Raw genomic sequence first — 20,183 nt, forward strand, 5'->3', positions numbered from 1 at the left:
CGTTTTTTATTCGTCATGTACCTTGGTCTGTACGATGGTATCTTGGCCAGAAGAAAACTCGCGTTTAAGCTCGGCTTTTGACTTCAATTTAATATCGCCACCTGCAGCGACACTCATATGCTGAGGATCTGTATTATTGCGTGATTGATACAGCATCACCAACTGCATTGCATTGTCACGTTGCTCAGGAGTAAGCGGTGTGCCTTCTGGCCACTTTCCCGTTTCTACGGCATAGTTCAATCGTTCAAATACGTCTGGTGTTACACTCGATAGCAGCTGCTCAATATCCATAAAACTCTTGTCCTTGTTTTCAACTCTGACGCGCCAATAACGACTTATTTTCTATACGTTCGCACACATTTCGTCGTCAGTCATTTGTCATACTAAAACTCATTCTTTTTAAGTGCTTTAGTACAGTGTCCCGCTTGAACATAAACATAATACTACTGATTTTAATATGAATAAGCACCTGCCAGCTTGAGTACTTTGTGACAATTTGCCACCTTAATCGGTAACTGGCCGGTGACAGAAACCAGTTTCACTACAACAAGTTTTTCCCAATAGCAGCCAGTTCAATCGCTGCTCTCTCCGCTTGTGTTTACCAAACGACCTGTCACCTTACGGCCCAATAAACACAAAAGGTACTCTTGCATGGCCATAATCACGGGTAGCAGCTCTCAAGATGAACTGTTAGGCACTTCAGACGATGACAGACTCTACGGACTCGGTGATGATGATGTCCTCCGTGGCTACGCGGGTAACGACAGAGTATATGGCGATTCATCTTCCGACGACATTTCAACACTAACCGCCAATACTGATGGCAGTTACGATCTGGAAGCCAACACTTTCCTTGCCGTCACATTGTCACAATTCGATTTCGATGTAACTGAAGAGCAAAGTCTCGGCTATGCCATTCTCAATAGCAGTGGCGATGTGCTCACCCGCAAAATCATCGTAGATGCAGTGACGACTGCCGAGCACGGTTCCGCTATCGATATCAATGTCCCTGATGGAGCCAAGTTAGTCTTTTTTACCATTCCAGCAACGGCTCTCCCCTCTTTCGAATGGACACCCTTTAACCTCGGTGACGTTAATACTGATATTACCTCCGATGATGTAAACATTAATGTCGAAGAAATCTCTAGCGATGCAACCTCCCACGGCAATGACTCACTGTTTGGTTACGACGGTGATGATTATCTTGTCGGAGAAGGCGGTGACGATGCACTGACGGGAGCTGATGGTAACGATGTCATATCTGGCGGTGACGGTAACGACAGAGCATGGGGAGGAAACGATGATGACCATATTCATGGTGGCAACGGAGACGACCGTCTTTACGGTCAAAATGGTAATGACAAGGTTGAAGGTGGCAACGGACATGATGAACTTTGGGGGGGATTTGGCAATGACGAACTCCTTGGAGGTGAAGGGGACGATCTGTTAGAAGGCCAACAAGGTAATGATGAGCTCCGAGGTGGTGCTGGTCATGATGATATTTTCGGCGAAGGCGGTGCTGACAAAATCTTTGGTGATGCTGGCAATGATTACATCGAAGCTGGCGATGACGACGATCTGGTTTTCGGCGGGGCAGGCGACGATGAGATCTATGGCGGCAGCGGCAACGACGACTTACGGGGAAATGCCGGTAACGATGAAATTTATGGCGAAGACGGCAACGACAAGCTTTACGGAAAACAAGGCAACGACATTCTGTACGGTGGCAATGGTAACGACGAACTCTACGGCAACCTAGGAAGTAACGCACTTTATGGTGGCGAAGGAGATGATGTTCTTTTTGCGGGTTGGTTTAGTGCCAACAACATTCTGGATGGTCAGCAAGGCGTTGATAAAATCACAGGAAGCATTAATTCTGACACCCTGATATTTGACGTCGATGACTTTCAAGGACAAACCAAAACGCTGCCAGATGGTACGCAGATCAATGAGCACCGATACGATGCCTCTTCAGGTTTCGATACGATGAAAATCGCTGGTGCAGTCCATGCCGACTTCACAGGGGCCTCCTACCAAACTGACCCCAGCATCACAGGCAACGTGATTGCAGGCATAGAAGCGGTAGTCGGCGACAGCAGCGCACAGACCGTGACTATCAACCTTCATGAGATAGATGAGCAATCAGACGACACCAGCAATAATGATTGGCAAGGGTTCATTGCGTGGCTCGGCGACGGAGATGACACGCTTAACCTTACGGGGGTTAATTGGGCGTACAACAGTACAGCAACACCCGCAGCAACAATATCGCCCGAAATGGTGACGCAAATGGGGCTAAACGCCAGTCAAATTGGAGACCTTCAAGCCTATGTGTTTGATGATATCTACAGTAGTGCTCAAATCACGATTTGGACGGACGCCGACAATATCGATTTCCTAGGGACAACCATTCTTTAAGAAAGAGCCCCCCGATCGACCGTAGCTAACTCACTAAAATTTTTCCTGTATGAGGCATCACGCAAAACTCCGTAATCGGACATAAACTCTATTTAAGTGTTTATGTTATAAGTCGTGCGTATCCTTTTTTGGAAACATTCTTATAAACTGATGAGTTCGCTATACGATGACAACAGGTAGAATTCCCGTTACGTTAAAACTGATCGCAGCCATTTTCGTTCCCACGCTGCTTTCTGGTTGCTTTGAAAGTAACCGCAGTACCGCTCAGCTTTGTGAAAACTACCCGCAAATTTGCCACAAGCTAAACGTGCGGGATGGGCAATGCCGACATGAGCGTACAGATCTTATTTGGATGAGATTTGATGTAGAAAAAAAACCGTCAGATTTAAACAAATTTGACGAACTCATGCTGACGAAGAAGTATGCAAGGTGTATGGAGCTGTCCGCCCAAATTGAAACCACCACGCTAAAAGAACGCAAAACCAAACGTACTGAAGCTCTTTACCATGCCTATGATTCGATAGAGCGCATAGAGGAAGAGCTTACGACCTCATACCAGCCTTCAATTATTTACTACCGCTGGACCCAAGGGGACAATGACGCGCTGGACCAATTCCTTCGCTTAGAGGAAACCGAATACCTCGACACGCCAGAGCTACAACTAGGACTGGCTACGTACTACGTTGATAAAGACAAAGAACACACTATCGATATCCTATTGAAATCTTTATCTTTCTATGACGGGCGCGCAGGTGAAACAAGAGATAAGACTGTTCCTGAAGCTGTAAAATCACTTGCGACTGCAAATCACTCTCTGGGCCTGTTGGACGAAGCCTACATGTGGGCACTAGTTGGGCAGGATCTCGGATTGCCGATTGCAAAAGAAGCGCAGCTAAAACTGCTCTATCCAATGCCAGACAACAGAAGAGATGATATTGCCGATATCGCCAACGACGTCTCATCTGCCATTGAAGATGGTGATTTTGAAAGGGATTTATTGGAGCCAGTTCGCCGACTTCCCGATCCGTCTTAAGCCATAACGAATAGTCGCGCCTCATCGGCGCGACGAACTATTCCTTACCCGTAAAAGATAGCGACACAGAATTAACACAATAGCGTTGCTTGGTTTCTGTTGGCCCATCATCAAAGACATGCCCTAAATGACTATCGCAATTCGCACACCGAATCTCTGTTCTTACCATGCCAAGGCTACGATCTTCTAGATAGCGAACCGCGCCGCTTTCCGCTTCATCAAAGCTCGGCCAACCGCATCCAGAATCGAATTTAGTTTGCGATTGAAACAGTGCTGATTTACAGCAAACACAGTGATACGTCCCCGCCTCTTGGTTATATAACAGCGAACCAGAAAATGGAGCTTCGGTTTCTCCTAACCGACACACTCTGTAGGCAAGTTCAGAGAGCATTTCCTTCCAATTTTCATTTTCTTTCGTTGTCATTTCTTTCCCTTTTCGCGAGTGGATCACAGCCTCTAATGATTTCATTTTCTTGCAAGGAATTCGCCCCTTGCATTGCGACCGTGTGAGCTCGGCAAAGCTTTACATCTATTAGCGAAGTATTCACATGCAACAGATTGTTTTAATTATGGAGAAAAATTACAAGAATCTAATTAACACACCATATGCAATTCACTTTATCCATCCGAAACAACAATGTCGCTTGGATTCTCAATATTCGCACGCAAGAATAGTTTTCAGACCGTCATAATAGGCAGCGAATGAAAGGCCCCGCCGACGTATCGTTCGAAATTTGACCTAACCCTAACATCCACAAGGAAATTCAACTTTTCCTATAACAGCCCAAAAAGATGTTTAGGTATTGTAAATTTAATCCGTAGTAATTTTGACTTTAAGCAATTTAGATGGGTTTTTTACTTGCATGGGTGGTACCGATTCTGTAATTTTACTACCAATTTCCTTTCACTAGATATTAAGTTGTGGAGCAACATAATGACTATCAAAGTAGGTATTAACGGTTTTGGCCGTATCGGCCGTTTCGTTTTCCGTGCATCTGTTGAACGTAACGACATCGAAGTTGTAGCAATCAACGACCTGATCGACGTTGACTACATGGCATACATGCTGAAGTATGACTCAACTCACGGCCGTTTCAACGGTACTGTTGAAGTTGAAGGTGGTAACCTGATCGTTAACGGTAAAACCGTTCGCGTAACTGCTGAGCGTAACCCTACTGACCTTAAGTGGGACGAAGCTGGCGTTGACGTAGTTGCAGAAGCAACTGGTATCTTCCTGACTGACGAAACTGCACGCCAACACATCACTGCTGGCGCGAAGAAAGTTGTTCTGACTGGTCCTTCAAAAGACGCGACTCCAATGTTCGTAATGGGCGTTAACCACGCTTCTTACGCTGGTCAAGACATCGTTTCTAACGCTTCTTGTACTACTAACTGTCTTGCGCCTATCGCAAAAGTACTGAACGACAAGTGGGGCATCGAATCTGGTCTGATGACTACTGTTCACGCTACTACTGCAACTCAGAAAACTGTTGACGGTCCTTCTGCGAAAGACTGGCGTGGTGGTCGTGGTGCTTCTCAGAACATCATCCCATCATCAACTGGTGCAGCTAAAGCAGTTGGCGTAGTTCTTCCAGAACTGAACGGCAAACTGACTGGTATGGCTTTCCGCGTACCAACTGCAAACGTTTCTGTAGTTGACCTGACTGTTAACCTGAAAGAAGCTGCTACTTACGCAGAAATCTGTGCGGCAATGAAAGCTGCTTCAGAAGGCGAGATGGCTGGCGTTCTGGGTTACACTGAAGACGAAGTTGTTTCTCAAGACTTCATCGGTGAGAAGCAAACTTCTGTATTCGACGCGAAAGCAGGTGTTGCTCTGACTGACAAATTCGTTAAAGTTGTATCTTGGTACGACAACGAAATCGGTTACTCAAACAAAGTTCTGGACCTGATTGCTCACATCTCTAAGTAATCATTCCGGATTGCCGTTAAGGCATGAGTGACAAAAGGCGGCTTATTGGCCGCCTTTTTTGTATCTGAATTTTCATTGCGACGCCTTGTCGCAAGCATTTTGATATTAAGGCATATTCATGGACGTTAAACAGCTTCCGACTACCGCTGTGCTTTCTGATTTTGTCACCGTCTGCGAGCTAGACGGACTTAAAGTCATTCGCGTTATTCACCCTAAGGCAACCGCCGCTGTCTCTTTGTTCGGTGCGCACGTATTAAGCTTCCAGCCTGCGGGTAAAAAAGACACCATTTGGATGAGTGAAAACGCTGACTTCGGCGGTACCAAAGCTATTCGTGGTGGTATTCCCGTCTGCTGGCCTTGGTTTGGTAAAGCCGCCGAGCCATCTCATGGTTTTGCGCGTACCAGCCATTGGACACTCAATGAACACCGCGAGAACGAGGATGGCGTAATTCTGAGTCTCACGCTCGAAGACAGTGCTGAAACGCGTGCAATTTGGCCTCACGCATTTCATGCAGAGCTTCTCGTTGAAGTATCAGATACATTGAAAGTCAGCCTGGTTTCGACTAACACGGGCGAGTCTGCGATGAATATCGGTGGCGCGCTTCACACCTACTTGAATATTGGTGATGTTACCGAGACCACTGTCTCTGAACTCGGCAATGAATTTATTGAAGCTGGCGAGCGCAAACCAAGTTCTGGCAGCGCAAACTTTGATCAAGAAGTTGACCGTATTTACACCCAAGCCGCCGAAACAGTGGTTGTCGAAGACCCTGCGTATCAACGTCGCATGACAGTGACAAACTCAGGTAACAATGCAGTTGTGGTTTGGAATCCATGGGAAGCGCTGTCTATCAGCATGGGTGACATGGCAGATGACAGCTACAAAACCATGGTCTGTGTTGAATCCACCGTGTATGACCGCAGTGTGATACTGGAATCCGGCAAAAAACACGTGCTCACTACGTTAATCGCTTGCCAATAATTCCGATTGATTAGTAAGAAAAAACCGACGCCTCATTCAGCGTCGGTTTTTTTATTTCTTCTCTCAGCCGTTCTCTTCCCCCTTTCCGCATTCCACAGCAAATTCCGTTGTCTCTGTGAAATTTGCCAGAGAATTCCGCTTCGTCTTTGCGACACCACAGCGACAAGTGCATCAATCGAAAGTTACATCTCGAATACAAAGCACTATCACAAAAGGGAAAAAGATTTATAAAACAAGCAATTCAACCACGCAAATTGATCAGTTGCTACTAGTCTTAAAAGAGCGAGGATATGAAAGCATCTGCGTTTATATCCTTTCTCAATGGACAACAGCACGATTTAGGGGGCAGGACCATGAGTATTTTCGACCACTATCGTCAGCGCTACGAAGAAGCTAAAGACGAAGAGCTGAGCCTTCAGGAGTTTCTGGACCTATGCCGCGAAGATCGCAGCGTTTACGCCAATGCCGCAGAGCGACTATTGATGGCAATTGGCGAACCAGAAATGATCGACACAGCACTCGACCCAAGACTAAGCCGACTCTTTTCGAATCGCGTCATATCACGCTACAAAACATTCGAAGACTTTTATGGTATGGAAGATGCTATCGAGCAAATCGTTTCCTACCTAAAACATGCCGCACAGGGACTGGAAGAGCGCAAACAAATTCTATACTTGCTCGGGCCTGTTGGTGGTGGTAAATCGTCACTGGCTGAAAAACTGAAAAGTTTGATGCAAAAAGTACCGATTTATATGCTTACCGCTAATGGCGAACGCAGCCCGGTGAATGACCATCCATTTTGCCTCTTTGATGCATTAGAAGACGGTGCATTATTGGAAAGCGACTACGGTATTCCGCAGCGTTACCTTCGCTCCATCATGTCGCCGTGGGCAGCTAAACGCCTCCATGAGTTTGGTGGCGACATCAGTAAGTTCAAGGTTGTAAAAGTACGTCCGTCGATCCTTGATCAAGTTGCTGTGGCGAAAACAGAGCCTGGCGATGAAAACAACCAGGACATTTCTTCTTTGGTGGGTAAAGTCGATATCCGACAGCTTGAGCACTTCTCTCAAGACGACCCAGATGCATACAGCTATTCCGGCGCATTGTGTAAAGCCAACCAAGGCTTGATGGAATTCGTCGAGATGTTCAAAGCACCTATCAAAGTGTTGCACCCCTTACTAACTGCCACCCAAGAAGGCAACTACAACGGGACCGAAGGGCTTTCCGCACTTCCGTTTGACGGTATGATTCTCGCGCACTCAAACGAATCCGAGTGGCAGACATTCCGCAACAACAAGAACAACGAAGCCTTCCTCGACCGTGTATACATCGTAAAAGTGCCATATTGTCTACGCGTGTCGGAAGAAATGAAAATCTACGACAAGCTGCTTCAGAGCAGTGAGTTGTCAGCCGCGCCTTGTTCGCCTAGCACGTTAGATATTCTTGCGCGCTTCAGCGTACTCTCTCGCCTCAAAGAGCCAGAGAACTCCAGTTTGTTCTCGAAAATGCGCGTCTATGACGGCGAAACACTGAAAGATACCGACCCCAAAGCCAAGTCATACCAAGAATATCGTGACTACGCAGGCGTCGATGAAGGCATGAATGGTCTTTCAACCCGCTTTGCTTTCAAAATCCTCTCTCGCGTATTTAACTTCGATCACTCAGAAGTGGCGGCGAACCCCGTTCATCTGTTCTACGTGCTTGAGCAACAAATCGAGAGAGAGCAGTTCCCGCAAGATGTCGCAGAGAAATACCTCGAGCACCTTAAAGGGTATCTCATCCCTAAATACGTCGAGTTTATCGGTAAAGAGATCCAAACCGCCTACTTAGAGTCGTATTCTGAGTATGGGCAGAACATCTTTGACCGCTACGTGACGTATGCTGATTTCTGGATTCAAGATCAAGAGTATCGCGACCCTGATACAGGCCAACTGTTTGACCGCTCTGCGCTTAACAGTGAATTGGAGAAAATCGAAAAGCCAGCCGGTATCAGTAATCCGAAAGACTTCCGAAATGAGATCGTGAACTTCGTATTGCGTGCACGAGCCAATAACGAAGGTAAAAACCCCGTGTGGACGAGCTACGAGAAGCTTCGCACCGTTATCGAGAAGAAAATGTTCTCGAACACCGAAGAGTTGCTTCCTGTTATCTCCTTTAATGCCAAGACATCGACCGAAGAGCAGAAAAAGCACGACGACTTTGTCGCCCGCATGATGGAGAAAGGCTATACCCGCAAACAAGTAAGGCTCCTATCTGAGTGGTACTTGCGTGTTCGCAAGTCTTCGTAAATAGGCAGTCTATGTAGTTACAAATGATACGGGGGGCTTATGGCGCATTTTATAGATCGAAGGCTCAACGGAAAGAACAAGAGTACGGTAAACCGTCAGCGTTTTTTGCGACGTCACAAACGACAGATAAAAGAGTCGATTGCTGATGCGGTAAATAAACGCTCAATCACCGATGTGGATAGTGGCGAGAGCGTCACTATCCCCTCTCGTGACATCCGAGAGCCTGTATTCCGACAAGGCAAAGGAGGAGAGCGTGAAGCTGTCCATCCTGGCAATGACCAGTTCATTCCTGGCGATCGCATAGAGCGTCCACCTGGTGGAGCTGGGGGTGGTGCTGGTGAAGGCCAAGCAAGCCCCGATGGTGAAGGGCAAGACGACTTCGTTTTCCAAATTTCAAAAGATGAGTATTTGGACTTGTTGTTTGAAGACTTGGAGCTGCCTAACCTTCAAAAAAATCAAATGACAAAGTTGGTGGAATACAAAACCCACCGCTCTGGTTTCAAGGCGACGGGTGTACCCGCCAATATTGCGATTGTACGTTCACTTCAAAATTCATTAGCTCGCCGCACGGCAATGTCTGCTGGTAAGCGACGTAAATTGAAAGAACTAGAAGCAGAGCTTGAAGAGCTTAGAAGTACAGAGCCTGCACAGCCACTTGAAGAGAAACGCATACAAGAAGAAATCGAAGCGTTGAAGGAGAAGATTGCAGCCGTCCCCTTCATTGATACGTTTGATTTACGTTTTAAAAACTACGAGAAGCGTCCTCAGCCAAGCAGTCAGGCTGTTATGTTTTGTTTGATGGATGTGTCAGGTTCTATGGACCAAGCCACCAAAGACATCGCTAAACGCTTTTACATCTTGCTGTATCTCTTCTTAACCCGCACCTACAAAAATGTAGAAGTGGTCTTCATCCGCCACCACACGCAGGCAAAAGAAGTTGATGAGCATGAGTTTTTCTATTCGCAAGAAACCGGTGGAACTATCGTCTCTAGTGCGCTTCGTTTGATGAACGAAATCGTGAAAGACCGTTATCCCTCTAATGAGTGGAATATCTACGCAGCGCAAGCGTCAGATGGCGATAACTGGGCAGATGACTCACCGGGTTGTAGAGAATTGCTTGAACGTAACTTATTGCCGGTAACGCGATATTACGCATACATAGAGATAACTCGTCGTGCGCATCAAACCCTCTGGCGTGAATATGAAACGCTAGATGAGAGACATGAGAATTTTGCTATGCAGAATATCCGCACGGCAGACGACATCTTCCCTGTCTTCCGAGAGTTGTTTAAAAAACAGGTGAGCTAACCGCTCACCGTTTCCTATTTTTGGGGCTGGGATCCAAGGAGGACTTATGACTGTCGCTCAAAAAAACAGAAAAAAGACTCTCAGTGATGGTCCAGATTGGACATTTGATCTGCTGGACAAATACCACAATGAAATCAAACGCGTTGCTGCCCACTACAAACTGGACACCTACGTTAATCAGATTGAGATCATTACCGCCGAACAGATGATGGATGCATACTCCAGTGTCGGCATGCCCATCAACTACAGTCACTGGTCATTTGGCAAAAAGTTCATCGAGACGGAACGCGGCTACAAACACGGTCACATGGGCTTGGCGTATGAAATCGTGATCAACTCTGATCCTTGTATCGCGTATTTGATGGAAGAAAACACGATCACGATGCAGGCACTTGTCATGGCGCACGCCTGTTATGGCCACAATTCATTCTTCAAAGGCAATTACCTGTTCCAGACATGGACAGACGCAGGTTCTATCATCGACTATCTCCTGTTTGCCAAAAAGTACATCAGTGAATGTGAGGAGAAGTACGGTGTCGATGAGGTTGAAAAGCTACTCGACTCCTGCCACGCCCTGATGAACTATGGCGTCGACCGATACAAACGCCCTCAAAAAATCTCCATGGCGGAAGAGAAGGCTAGACAAAAAGCACGTGAAGATTATCTTCAAACTCAAGTGAATGCACTTTGGCGCACTATCCCCACCAGCGAGAAGAAACGAGAGAAAGAAGTGGAACGCTTCCCTGCTGAACCGCAGGAAAACATCCTCTACTTTTTTGAGAAGCACTCGCCTTTGCTCGAACCTTGGCAACGCGAAGCGATCCGCATCGTGAGAAAAGTGAGCCAATATTTCTACCCGCAAAAACAAACGCAAGTGATGAATGAAGGCTGGGCCACATTCTGGCACTACACCATCTTGAATCACCTCTATGACGAAGGCTTGGTGACTGATCGCTTTATCTTGGAGTTCCTACACAGTCATACAAATGTCGTAGCGCAGCCGCCGTATAACAGCAAATTCTATAGCGGGATTAACCCTTATGCGCTTGGCTTTGCGATGTTTCAGGACATTCGACGTATTTGTGAAGAGCCGACAGAAGAAGACAAATATTGGTTCCCCGATATCGCCGGAAGCGATTGGCTAGAAACCCTTCATTTCGCCATGCAGAATTTTAAAGACGAGAGCTTCATCAGCCAGTTCTTATCGCCAAAAGTCATGCGAGATATGAAGTTTTTCTCAATCAATGATGATGACAGACAAAACTTCATTGAGGTCACCAGTATTCACAATGAGGAAGGTTATCGACAAATCCGCGAGAAATTGTCTGCTCAGTACAACCTGAGTAATCATGAGCCCAACATTCAGGTTTGGGATGTGGATCTGCGTGGTAATCGCTCTCTCACGCTGCGCTATGTGCCACACAATCGAATTCCACTGAATGACTCTTATCAAGAAGTACTCAAGCATGTCCATAGATTGTGGGGGTTTGAGGTGGTGCTCGAAGAGGAAACGTCAGATGGTAAGGGCAAAATAATCTCTACCTGCCCTAAACGCCCACAATTCGATCCAGACTTGATCCCTGGTACCTAAGCAATACCTCTGGGCGAAACAGTACCGACGTAAAAACAAAAAAACCGCCAGATTGGCGGTTTTTTTTGAGCGCAAGCGTGCTTACGCTTCTTCTTGTTCCATCAGTTTGGCGATGCTGTCACGGTTAACAAACCACATTGCCCCACTTTCACGGCCATACTGTTTAACGCGCTCTGCCACTTCACCGTGACGACCTTCCACCGTAATCGCCAGCAACTCACGATAAAATTGCAGTGCTAATTCACAAGCACGCTTATCCATGAAGTAGTAACCGCCAACACGAGAGTAAATCTTGCGCATACCGTTCATTGTCAACACGTAAACTTTATTGCCTGAGCGTTGCGCCATACCTTGGAATAGCATGTAGTCAAAATGGTTGAATGCACGTGCTCGACACACCGCTTCGCATAGTGCTAAATCAGTCTTACCAAACGTATCAAAGATTTTTTTCACGTCTTGTTGAATCGCATCTTTCTCTTCAATACCTTCAACAAAGCTCGCATAGCTTTCACTCGCTAACAATTCTTCGCATCGGCTGATCACTTTTTCAATCAACGCTGCACATAGTTGCGGGTCATTTTTCACTGCATAGCGCATGTATACACCGCTAATGTCGGTGCGCGCTGCAAGCAGGTTCTCAAGCACACCTTGGACATCTTCACCTTCTAAGGTGACAAGCGTGTCTAGAATGCTCAGTCCTGATGTATTCATGTAATCATTGACGCGGGTCGGCTTGCCATGCTGGATAGTCAACCATCCATCACGTGCTAAACGTTGCAATACTTCACGCAACGTCGTACGTGTTACACCGATGAGTTCCGACAATTCACGCTCTGCTGGCAGGATGGAGCCTTGAGGAAAGTGATTATTCCAAATGCTCTCGATAATATATTTCTCAGCAAAAGTTGCCGGGCTGTCCGCCTTAATAACCATTGAGTGTTCCAAGTTGCTTCTTATCTTGATTAATAACTCATCATACCACTTCTGGTCACATCCTAGAAACCTATGAGTGGAATCGTTTGCGTGGAATTGACGCAGATTTAACGGTACAGGTCACAGATACTCAATTTGTACGCAAATTGTCATCAAATTTGGCAATGCTGACGCGGAACATTGATACCAATTAATAACATTCTCAATAGATGAAATGCGAGGTTCTTCATGATGTAGAAGCCTAATAACTCGCCAGTCGTCGAACAAATTCTCTCATTTTTTTAGCTCACGAATTAACCTTGATCGACATCACAGTTTGCAATAGATCTCGCGCATAGAATAAGCGCGCTTCAATGTTACATATCGTTTCATTTTTAATGTGCTGAAGTTTTATTTTTTCGTAACAAACTCCAGTAATTTAATTAACATGCATTGGATTGTTGACTGTTTGGAAAGTCGCTGTATTGTGTGCATCGAATTCGTCTGACCCGCGGGCGATGAGGTGCAAAGCGTCAACTATTGGGCGGTTTCACAATGGAAAATTGTTATTTCAACGCATCGCGAAATAAGATCACCATTCCTCTGTCCTCGGTAACAGCTTATTTACAACCATTTCAAGCCCCCAAGAATACTTGCATTAGAAAGAACAGAGACTAATACATGGCCATTACGCTAAGGAACGCATTTATCAAGAATTTTCTTGGTAAGGCGCCAGACTGGTACAAAGCCGCGATCATCGCGTTTTTAATCATCAACCCGATTTTATTTGCTATAGACCCATTTGTTGCGGGTTGGGTACTCGTCGTAGAGTTTATCTTCACCTTGGCGATGGCACTGAAGTGTTACCCACTTCAGCCAGGCGGCTTACTTGCCATTGAAGCGGTAGCCATTGGCATGACAAGCCCTGCTACGGTAAAACACGAACTGGTTGCTAACTTCGAAGTACTGCTGCTACTTATCTTTATGGTTGCTGGCATCTACTTCATGAAACAGCTTCTGCTGTTTATCTTCACCAAAATACTGCTGGGTATCCGCTCTAAGGTACTTCTTTCTCTCGCATTCTGTGCCATGGCAGCATTCCTTTCTGCTTTCTTAGATGCACTGACGGTTATCGCAGTGGTTATCAGTGTTGCAGTGGGTTTCTACGGTATCTACCACCGTGTTGCTTCGGGTGCAGATTTCACCTCATCGCATGACATCAACTCGGATGAGTCAGTGCGTGACGACTTAAGCCGTGATGACCTAGAAAACTACCGCGCATTCCTGCGCAGCTTGCTAATGCACGCGGGTGTAGGTACTGCTCTGGGTGGTGTAATGACCATGGTAGGTGAACCTCAAAACCTGATCATCGCTGAAAAAGCAGGTTGGCAGTTCGGGGAATTCATTATCCGTATGTTGCCAGTCACCCTACCCGTTCTTATCTGTGGCATGCTAACTTGTGTTCTGGTCGAGAAATTCCGTTTGTTTGACTACGGTACAGAACTACCAGAAAACGTACGCCAAATCTTAGTTGAGTTCGACCAAGCAGAGCGTGCGAAGCGCACTAACTACGACGTAGCAAAGCTAATCGTCCAAGCACTGATTGCGGTTTGGTTGATTCTAGCTCTGGCTATGCACCTCGCTGCTGTTGGCCTAATTGGTCTAACCGTTATCATCTTTGCTACCTCTTTCACTGGTGTTATTGATGAACACCAAATCGGTAAAGCATTCGAAGAAGCATTGCCATTTACTGCACTACTTGCTGTATTTTTCTCCGTCGTTGCCGTTATCGTTGACCAAGAGCTATTCACGCCAGTCATCGCAGCGGTATTACGCTTAGAAGGCAGTGATCAGCTTACGATGTTCTATATCGCGAACGGTTTGCTTTCGATGGTGTCTGATAACGTGTTCGTGGGTACCGTTTACATTAACGAAGTAAAAGCTGCGTTGATGGAAGGCGCAATCTCACGTGAACAATTCGAGCTTTTGGCGGTGGCAATCAACACGGGTACTAACCTGCCATCTGTTGCTACACCTAATGGACAAGCAGCATTCTTGTTCCTGCTGACATCTACCCTTGCACCGTTACTTCGCCTTTCTTACGGCAAGATGGTTTACATGGCATTGCCATATACACTGGTTCTTGGTTTGATCGGCTTGGCGGGCATTGAGTTCTTCCTCGTTCCAATGACAGATTGGTTCTACGATGCGGGTTGGATCTCAATCGGCGAGATCGGTTCAGCTGCCGCAGCGAGCGTTGGCCACTAAAAGGTTGATCTTAGATCGATTAAGCCTTTGAATAGCGAAGTCCTGCTAGAAACAGTAGGGCTTCGTTTTTTTTAAATGGATTCGCTATTTATGTTTTCCTACTTCAATGAAATTTCGCGGGGCCGTGGTGCATGGTTTCTGTTAATGCTGTCGGCATTAACGTTTGAAGCGTGTGCTTTATTCTTCCAGCATGTCATGGATCTCGCACCCTGTGTCATGTGTATCTACGAACGTGTTGCTATGTTAGGCGTTGTTGGCGCAGGCTTGCTGGGTATGATTGCACCCGCTAATGGGTTAATGCGTTGGTTAAGCCTCTCGGCATGGGGCATTTCTGCAGGGTGGGGATTAAAGCTGGCCATTGAGCATGTTGGCTACCAGTTCCCAGATCCCAATCAACTGTTTGGTGCAACGTGCGATATCTTCGTCTCTTTCCCTTCATGGGCACCATTAAATGAGTGGGTTCCTTCCGTCTTTGAAGCGAGCGGTGATTGTAGCAAAGTAGTTTGGCAGTTCCTGACACTGTCGATGCCTCAATGGCTGGTCGTAATATTTAGCGGAATGCTCGTTTTCTTGGCCATCGTGGTGCTCTCCCAATTCATTGGAAAGCGTCAACGCAGAATGTTTAGCTAAAAAAAATCCCAGCCTAGCTGGGATTTTTTTTGCTTTGAAGTTTTGCAACCAAGGGCTTATCGGCACTACTAAAACGGTAATCCCCCAACGCGTTAGCATCTACCCACGCCATCGCTTGGTGACAATGCAAGGTAATCTCTCCCGACGTGATAGTGCATTCATAGCTTCGCAAACAGATCGTTTTTGTCGGATACGTATGGCGAGTTTCTAGTTGAAAAGCTCCAACTTCAACCTCCACTCCCAGCTCCTCGAAAAGCTCTCTCGCTAGTGCTTCTTGCTCTGACTCGCCAAGCTCAACTTTGCCGCCGGGAAACTCCCAAAGCCCAAGCCCTTCGTCGCTATCAAACCTTTGCGTGATCAGTATTTTATGACCGTCACGAATGACACCCGCCACAACCAAAATTGCATCTTGGGGCATGGTTATTTACCGCAGCACTTCTTGAATTTTTTACCACTACCGCAAGGGCATGGGTCATTTCGACCAACAGACTTGTACGGGTTGACCGCTTGCGCGCCCGAGCCCTGTTGCACTTCGTCTGCCGCCAACGCAACTTCGTTGATCATTAGCTCCATTTGCTTGTAGTACTTTTCAGGGGACGGTAACGATGTCAGCCCAGCTTCTTGCATTTGTGCTAGCGTACCTTGCTCATCATGAAGAAACAGCATGGTTGTCATCAGTGCCGATAACATGCGGCGGCTACCGTCTGACACAGTCACCTCTTGCCATGCCGGTTCAATGTGCGGCCAAACGGCAAGAAAACCTTCAGAGAACACCTGATGCTCTGCACTGCGTTCACCTTCCAAAGAAAGCGACTCAGGTAGCGTATACTGATGCCTCATTAACAGCGCATATTGCTGTTCAAAGCGCATCAAAACCGCTTTCTTTTGGTCTATGGTGATAAGTTCTACATTATCTTCATCCATACCACCCGTCTGAAGGATTGGCATCCATACGTCTGGATCCAGTGGTGCTGGAGACAAGTTTGCCGCTAACAACGCACCTTCAATAAAGCTTGCAGGCATGCCATCCCAATCCTGTGGCATTTCAATTAATGTATTCATCACTACTCTCGGCTAAACCAAAAAGTGGATCATATAGATCCAAGTCTGTAAGTCCAGCATTAGGCAATGCCTTCATGGCATCGAATTCTCTTTCATGAAAGACCTAAATTTCGTGCTCACGCGTTGCCTATGAGTTTCATCTAATATTCTGTCTAAGGGATTGAATAGATTTACGCAAATCATGGTAGCCTAAGCGCAATTGCTTAGTTGAAGGAAATTGCAGTGTCTTCGTCGAGAAGCGTTATTATTGCTGGAGCAACAGGTTTGGTTGGCGATGAGCTACTTCATCAGCTTCTTGGTGATCCAGACGTTTCACACATTCATGTTGTCACGCGACGCCCTGTCTCAATAACCTCTGAAAAGATCATTGTGCATCAAAGCCAAGACTTGTCTGTCACGCATTGGCAGCCTCACTGGCCGGTGCCGATCCAAGGTTACATTGCCTTGGGGACAACATTGAAACAAGCAGGATCAAAAAAAGCATTGGAAGATGTCGATTACCATCTGGTGGTAAAAGTTGCCCGCATGATGGCTGTTGTCGGGGTAAAACATCTTGCTGTTGTTTCTAGCATGGGGGCGCACCCTTGGTCTCCCTCCCACTACCTGCGCTGTAAGGGAAAGATGGAGAGAACACTGTCAGACATGGGTTTTAAACGGCTTCTGTTTGCCCGTCCAGGTCCTTTACTTGGTGAGCGAGATGTGCCGAGAAAAGATGAACAGGCACTTAAGCGTATTTTGCCTTTTATCTCTCCGTTTCTAGCCGGTCCATTGGCCAACTTGGAACCCGTAGAAGGCGTTCGCGTTGCAAGAGCAATGATAGGAACGCTTTCTGAAGAAAAGTGGCCTGGCCGTTTTGACTTCAGAATACTCCACGGCAAAACCCTCAATGAGGCCTGAAAGATAACGTCAAAAACTCAAAAAGGCAGACTGAGTCTGCCTTTTGTTTTCACCACGATATAGCACGCATCTAAGATGCAACCAAACACCATTTTCAGCATCACTTTACACTAACGCTTTTTCGCTCTGTCTCAAGGCATTCGTAATCATGCCCAAAATCTGCTGCTTATTTTTCAACGCGCGAATATCGGCAAACAACGCACGGGCTTCGGGGTATTCGACTTGAAGGTAGCGAAACCACTGCTTAACACGATTCGGATAATACAGCCCTTTATCTCCTTGAATCTCAAACTCAGAGTATCTGACGAGAAGATCCAAAACTTCATGCCAACTCATTGGCGCAGCGTCATTCTTAATGTGTGCGGCTAGGTTTGGCATATTCAACGCGCCACGGCAGACCATTAACTTATCACTACCAGTGATTTCCGCGCATTTAATTGCATCATCACGGTTCCAGATATCGCCGTTTGCCGTCACTGGAATACTAAGACGCTGGGTAATGTCACCAATTAAGTCCCAACGAACCGTACCTGGTTTGTAAGCGTCGGCTTTACTTCTACCATGTACGACGATTTCATTCGCACCGCCCGACTGAACAGCATCGACAATTTCACGATAGGGTGAGCAATCGTCAAATCCCAGCCTCACTTTGGCACTAACAACATGTTCTGACGACACAGCATCGCGCACAGCTTTAATGACCTGATACATGAGTTCAGGCTCTTTAAGCAAGGCTGCACCTCCTTTATTGCCATTCACCGTTTTTGACGGGCAGCCAAAGTTAATATCAATTCCCGACGACCCCAACTCCGTCGCGAGCGCAGCATTCTCTGCCATGAATTCAGGAGCCTGACCAAGGAGTTGCACACGCACAGGCGTACCAGACAATGTTTTACCACCATTGTGCAGCTCAGGGCTCAGCTTGTGGAATACGCGGGGAGGAAGTTTGGCATCAACAACACGAACAAACTCCGTCACACAAAGATCGTACGGATTAATATCAGTCAGAATTTGACGCATGAGAGGGTCAAGCACCCCCTCCATTGGGCCTAGTATCAGCTTCAAATTTACTGACCTCTGCACACGAATAAACACATATCGGTGTGGAAATGGAGGTTAATCACTTCATTCATATTGGTAACCAAGGAACACATATCAGAACGTTACGTAGCGATAGGAAGAGCGACAAACCCTTCTCGAACGACGATGAGCGCGTATGGTACTTGAAATGCGCCAATATGAGTACCTTCGGTGCTCCCAAAGGAATGAGGAGAAAGTAGCGGAGGGAAATCAAAGGAAATGTCGGTCTGAGGATGGGGGAAGCAACATGCTTTTATCCTCCCCCCTAAGACACGATCAAACACGAATTACGGTAACTACACTGTCAGTGTATTGCATATGCCGTATGGCTATTTGGGGTCTTCAACAAACTCCACTAACAACGCGGAACCGATGTAAGCTGTCAGTTTCTCTTTCACTGGCAACCTTGTTTCTGAAAGAAACCATCATTGAAGCCATCTGCGTGCTATTTTTCAAAAGCTCAATGCGTGCAGGCTCAGGCAATTTGGATATGACCATCATGAAGTCCATAACATCTTTACTATCTCTTACACTTTGATAGTCAGCATGATCTCGGGAGTCTTCAAGAAACCACATGATTGGCATTTTAGTGATTTCCGCGATTTCCAATAACGTAGTCGTTTTGGCCGACGTTTTACCGTTCTCAATGTCTAGATAGGTTTGCCTCGCAATATTTAGCTCTTTGGCCATTAAAACCTGCGTTTTGTGCGCCAGCTCTCTTGCGGTTTTTATTTTATAAGCAATTTTCTTTTTAGATAATTCAATATCCATTTATTCACCTATCTTTTCGAATGATTCCCATTCAGCACACGTTTTTACCTTAGTGTTTTTATTCTCAATAGTTATGCGCCCTCAAAATTATGGATATATTTCTCCCTCCTTATAAAAAGAGAAAAGGTAGTAAAAATGAACCATATTATTTTGAATAACAGAAAATACCGCTACACTGTTTGTGAAAACAAAAACACAGACCAAGTGGCAATATTTCTTTTGGGTGCACTCCAAGACATCGAATCTGTCTCAGCGTTTTCCGAAGAATTTTCTAAGACACTCACTTGCATAACTGTTGAGATTCCGGGGACTGGCTATGCTGAGCCACTTGACTCTAAAGTCACTATCCGTCAACAAAGTGAGATGCTGCTTGATTTCATTCATTATATGAATATTAAATCCGCACATATTATTGGCATCTCCTATGCTACCGCTATTTCAGTAGAACTTTGTAGCATTTGGCGTGGCGTTAAATCGTTAAGTATTTGTGGTGGTGTACCTGGCATTCCCACTTCTGGTATCGCAGCCACTAAAAAAATGATTGCAGCTTCTACCCAAAGTAAGGCCGACTTCGCAAAAACATTTGTAAGCTCTTTAACTGTCGACAACCCTGACATACCACGTTCCAAAGCAATCAAGCGCTCAATGGAAGCCAATATCGCCCGTCTTGACGATGAACGCATCGACATGTTCTTTGATAACTCAGTAAGGTTGCTTGTACATACACCATCAAACGTAACGCAGATTTCGATTCCAGCTGTTATATGTGCAGCTGAGTTCGATCCTTACGTAACAACTCAAATTGCTAAGGAGTTCTCTGACCAATTGCCAAACAGTCGATTCATTGAAATTAAAAATTCTGATCATCTTGTTCATTTAGAACAACCGGAGAAAGTGACAAAAGCGTTAATCGCCCTAGCATCTTCTTCTGTATATGTGGAACAAATGCTTCTACCGATGGCAAGCTAATTATTCAATTTAGATAAAATATGGTCAACGCAAAATCTTGCGTA

18 protein-coding genes are annotated in these 20,183 nt (G+C 46.0%); 11 read left to right on the plus strand and 7 right to left on the minus strand.

The annotated features are described in order from the left end of the window. Positions 1 to 6: 6 nt before the first annotated feature. Entirely contained in the window at positions 7 to 291 is a 285-nt protein-coding gene (locus LRP49_RS08960; RefSeq protein ID WP_274141732.1) for a YeaC family protein, read from the minus strand. A 360-nt stretch (positions 292 to 651) separates the two neighbouring features. On the opposite strand from LRP49_RS08960, the gene LRP49_RS08965 reads away from it, so the two are divergent. Next, positions 652 to 2,418: a calcium-binding protein gene (locus LRP49_RS08965; protein ID WP_274141733.1), complete on the plus strand. Its 1,767-nt coding sequence runs from the start codon at positions 652 to 654 to the stop codon at positions 2,416 to 2,418. A 166-nt stretch (positions 2,419 to 2,584) separates the two neighbouring features. Further along, complete coding sequence (locus tag LRP49_RS08970; protein WP_274141734.1) at positions 2,585 to 3,451, plus strand: DUF2989 domain-containing protein; 867 nt, start codon at positions 2,585 to 2,587, stop codon at positions 3,449 to 3,451. Between the two features lie 37 nt (positions 3,452 to 3,488). Here LRP49_RS08970 and msrB read toward each other — a convergent pair whose 3' ends face one another. Continuing rightward, the gene (msrB, locus tag LRP49_RS08975; protein WP_274141735.1) at positions 3,489 to 3,875 is read right to left on the minus strand and encodes a peptide-methionine (R)-S-oxide reductase MsrB; all 387 of its coding nucleotides are present in this window, start codon (positions 3,873 to 3,875) and stop codon (positions 3,489 to 3,491) included. Between the two features lie 510 nt (positions 3,876 to 4,385). On the opposite strand from msrB, the gene gap reads away from it, so the two are divergent. The 5 genes from gap to LRP49_RS09000 all read left to right on the plus strand — a co-directional run bounded on the left by gap (position 4,386) and on the right by LRP49_RS09000 (position 11,550). Next, positions 4,386 to 5,381, plus strand: a complete 996-nt coding sequence (gap, locus tag LRP49_RS08980; protein WP_274141737.1) for a type I glyceraldehyde-3-phosphate dehydrogenase — start codon at positions 4,386 to 4,388, stop codon at positions 5,379 to 5,381. Positions 5,382 to 5,499: 118 nt separating this feature from the next. Next, on the plus strand, positions 5,500 to 6,363 hold the full coding sequence (locus tag LRP49_RS08985) for a D-hexose-6-phosphate mutarotase (protein ID WP_274141738.1): 864 nt from the start codon (positions 5,500 to 5,502) through the stop codon (positions 6,361 to 6,363). A gap of 353 nt (positions 6,364 to 6,716) precedes the next feature. Beyond that, positions 6,717 to 8,651, plus strand: coding sequence for a PrkA family serine protein kinase (locus LRP49_RS08990; protein WP_274141740.1), 1,935 nt, complete (start codon positions 6,717 to 6,719; stop codon positions 8,649 to 8,651). A gap of 39 nt (positions 8,652 to 8,690) precedes the next feature. Further along, complete coding sequence (locus LRP49_RS08995; RefSeq protein WP_274141741.1) at positions 8,691 to 9,959, plus strand: YeaH/YhbH family protein; 1,269 nt, start codon at positions 8,691 to 8,693, stop codon at positions 9,957 to 9,959. 46 nt (positions 9,960 to 10,005) lie between these two features. Continuing rightward, positions 10,006 to 11,550: a SpoVR family protein gene (locus tag LRP49_RS09000; RefSeq protein WP_274141742.1), complete on the plus strand. Its 1,545-nt coding sequence runs from the start codon at positions 10,006 to 10,008 to the stop codon at positions 11,548 to 11,550. Between the two features lie 81 nt (positions 11,551 to 11,631). Here the strand turns inward: LRP49_RS09000 and fadR are convergent, their stop codons facing one another. Next, positions 11,632 to 12,483 (minus strand): fatty acid metabolism transcriptional regulator FadR, encoded by an 852-nt coding sequence (gene fadR / locus LRP49_RS09005; protein WP_274141743.1) that lies wholly within the window; start codon positions 12,481 to 12,483, stop codon positions 11,632 to 11,634. Positions 12,484 to 13,143: 660 nt separating this feature from the next. On the opposite strand from fadR, the gene nhaB reads away from it, so the two are divergent. Both nhaB and dsbB read left to right on the plus strand, forming a co-directional pair. Further along, positions 13,144 to 14,730 (plus strand): Na(+)/H(+) antiporter NhaB, encoded by a 1,587-nt coding sequence (gene nhaB / locus LRP49_RS09010; protein ID WP_274141745.1) that lies wholly within the window; start codon positions 13,144 to 13,146, stop codon positions 14,728 to 14,730. Positions 14,731 to 14,820: 90 nt separating this feature from the next. Next, positions 14,821 to 15,360 carry a disulfide bond formation protein DsbB gene (gene dsbB, locus LRP49_RS09015; protein ID WP_274141746.1) on the plus strand — a complete coding sequence of 180 codons (540 nt, stop codon included), beginning with the start codon at positions 14,821 to 14,823 and terminating at the stop codon, positions 15,358 to 15,360. 13 nt (positions 15,361 to 15,373) lie between these two features. Here the strand turns inward: dsbB and LRP49_RS09020 are convergent, their stop codons facing one another. Together LRP49_RS09020 and LRP49_RS09025 are read right to left on the minus strand one after the other, a co-directional pair. Further along, the gene (locus LRP49_RS09020) at positions 15,374 to 15,778 is read right to left on the minus strand and encodes a (deoxy)nucleoside triphosphate pyrophosphohydrolase (RefSeq protein ID WP_274141747.1); all 405 of its coding nucleotides are present in this window, start codon (positions 15,776 to 15,778) and stop codon (positions 15,374 to 15,376) included. A gap of 2 nt (positions 15,779 to 15,780) precedes the next feature. Further along, positions 15,781 to 16,422, minus strand: coding sequence for a YecA family protein (locus LRP49_RS09025; protein WP_274141748.1), 642 nt, complete (start codon positions 16,420 to 16,422; stop codon positions 15,781 to 15,783). A 222-nt stretch (positions 16,423 to 16,644) separates the two neighbouring features. Between LRP49_RS09025 and LRP49_RS09030 the strand changes: the two genes are divergently transcribed. Beyond that, a complete protein-coding gene (locus LRP49_RS09030) occupies positions 16,645 to 17,319 on the plus strand; it encodes a Rossmann-fold NAD(P)-binding domain-containing protein (protein ID WP_274141749.1) in 675 nt (224 codons plus the stop codon). A 105-nt stretch (positions 17,320 to 17,424) separates the two neighbouring features. Here the strand turns inward: LRP49_RS09030 and dusC are convergent, their stop codons facing one another. Continuing rightward, on the minus strand, positions 17,425 to 18,384 hold the full coding sequence (dusC, locus tag LRP49_RS09035) for a tRNA dihydrouridine(16) synthase DusC (protein ID WP_274141750.1): 960 nt from the start codon (positions 18,382 to 18,384) through the stop codon (positions 17,425 to 17,427). Between the two features lie 357 nt (positions 18,385 to 18,741). Then, the gene (locus LRP49_RS09040; RefSeq protein ID WP_274141751.1) at positions 18,742 to 19,170 is read right to left on the minus strand and encodes a helix-turn-helix transcriptional regulator; all 429 of its coding nucleotides are present in this window, start codon (positions 19,168 to 19,170) and stop codon (positions 18,742 to 18,744) included. 135 nt (positions 19,171 to 19,305) lie between these two features. Here LRP49_RS09040 and LRP49_RS09045 point away from each other — a divergent pair, with 135 nt between their 5' ends. Further along, entirely contained in the window at positions 19,306 to 20,139 is an 834-nt protein-coding gene (locus tag LRP49_RS09045) for an alpha/beta fold hydrolase (RefSeq protein WP_274141753.1), read from the plus strand. Positions 20,140 to 20,183 lie beyond the last annotated feature (44 nt).

This window comes from Enterovibrio qingdaonensis (assembly GCF_028683135.1).
GTDB classification, from domain to species: Bacteria; Pseudomonadota; Gammaproteobacteria; order Enterobacterales; family Vibrionaceae; genus Enterovibrio; species Enterovibrio qingdaonensis.

Bases quoted from the DNA above. Each gene is read 5' to 3' on its own strand.
- LRP49_RS09025 (WP_274141748.1), bottom strand. From the start codon at position 16,422: ATGAATACATTAATTGAAATGCCACAGGATTGGGATGGCATGCCTGCA.
- msrB (WP_274141735.1), bottom strand. From the start codon at position 3,875: ATGACAACGAAAGAAAATGAAAATTGGAAGGAAATGCTCTCTGAACTT.
- LRP49_RS09000 (WP_274141742.1), top strand. From the start codon at position 10,006: ATGACTGTCGCTCAAAAAAACAGAAAAAAGACTCTCAGTGATGGTCCA.
- LRP49_RS08995 (WP_274141741.1), top strand. From the start codon at position 8,691: ATGGCGCATTTTATAGATCGAAGGCTCAACGGAAAGAACAAGAGTACG.
- LRP49_RS08985 (WP_274141738.1), top strand. From the start codon at position 5,500: ATGGACGTTAAACAGCTTCCGACTACCGCTGTGCTTTCTGATTTTGTC.
- gap (WP_274141737.1), top strand. From the start codon at position 4,386: ATGACTATCAAAGTAGGTATTAACGGTTTTGGCCGTATCGGCCGTTTC.
- LRP49_RS09045 (WP_274141753.1), top strand. From the start codon at position 19,306: ATGAACCATATTATTTTGAATAACAGAAAATACCGCTACACTGTTTGT.
- LRP49_RS08970 (WP_274141734.1), top strand. From the start codon at position 2,585: ATGACAACAGGTAGAATTCCCGTTACGTTAAAACTGATCGCAGCCATT.
- LRP49_RS08990 (WP_274141740.1), top strand. From the start codon at position 6,717: ATGAGTATTTTCGACCACTATCGTCAGCGCTACGAAGAAGCTAAAGAC.
- LRP49_RS09040 (WP_274141751.1), bottom strand. From the start codon at position 19,170: ATGGATATTGAATTATCTAAAAAGAAAATTGCTTATAAAATAAAAACC.
- LRP49_RS08965 (WP_274141733.1), top strand. From the start codon at position 652: ATGGCCATAATCACGGGTAGCAGCTCTCAAGATGAACTGTTAGGCACT.
- nhaB (WP_274141745.1), top strand. From the start codon at position 13,144: ATGGCCATTACGCTAAGGAACGCATTTATCAAGAATTTTCTTGGTAAG.
- fadR (WP_274141743.1), bottom strand. From the start codon at position 12,483: ATGGTTATTAAGGCGGACAGCCCGGCAACTTTTGCTGAGAAATATATT.
- LRP49_RS08960 (WP_274141732.1), bottom strand. From the start codon at position 291: ATGGATATTGAGCAGCTGCTATCGAGTGTAACACCAGACGTATTTGAA.
- dsbB (WP_274141746.1), top strand. From the start codon at position 14,821: ATGTTTTCCTACTTCAATGAAATTTCGCGGGGCCGTGGTGCATGGTTT.
- LRP49_RS09020 (WP_274141747.1), bottom strand. From the start codon at position 15,778: ATGCCCCAAGATGCAATTTTGGTTGTGGCGGGTGTCATTCGTGACGGT.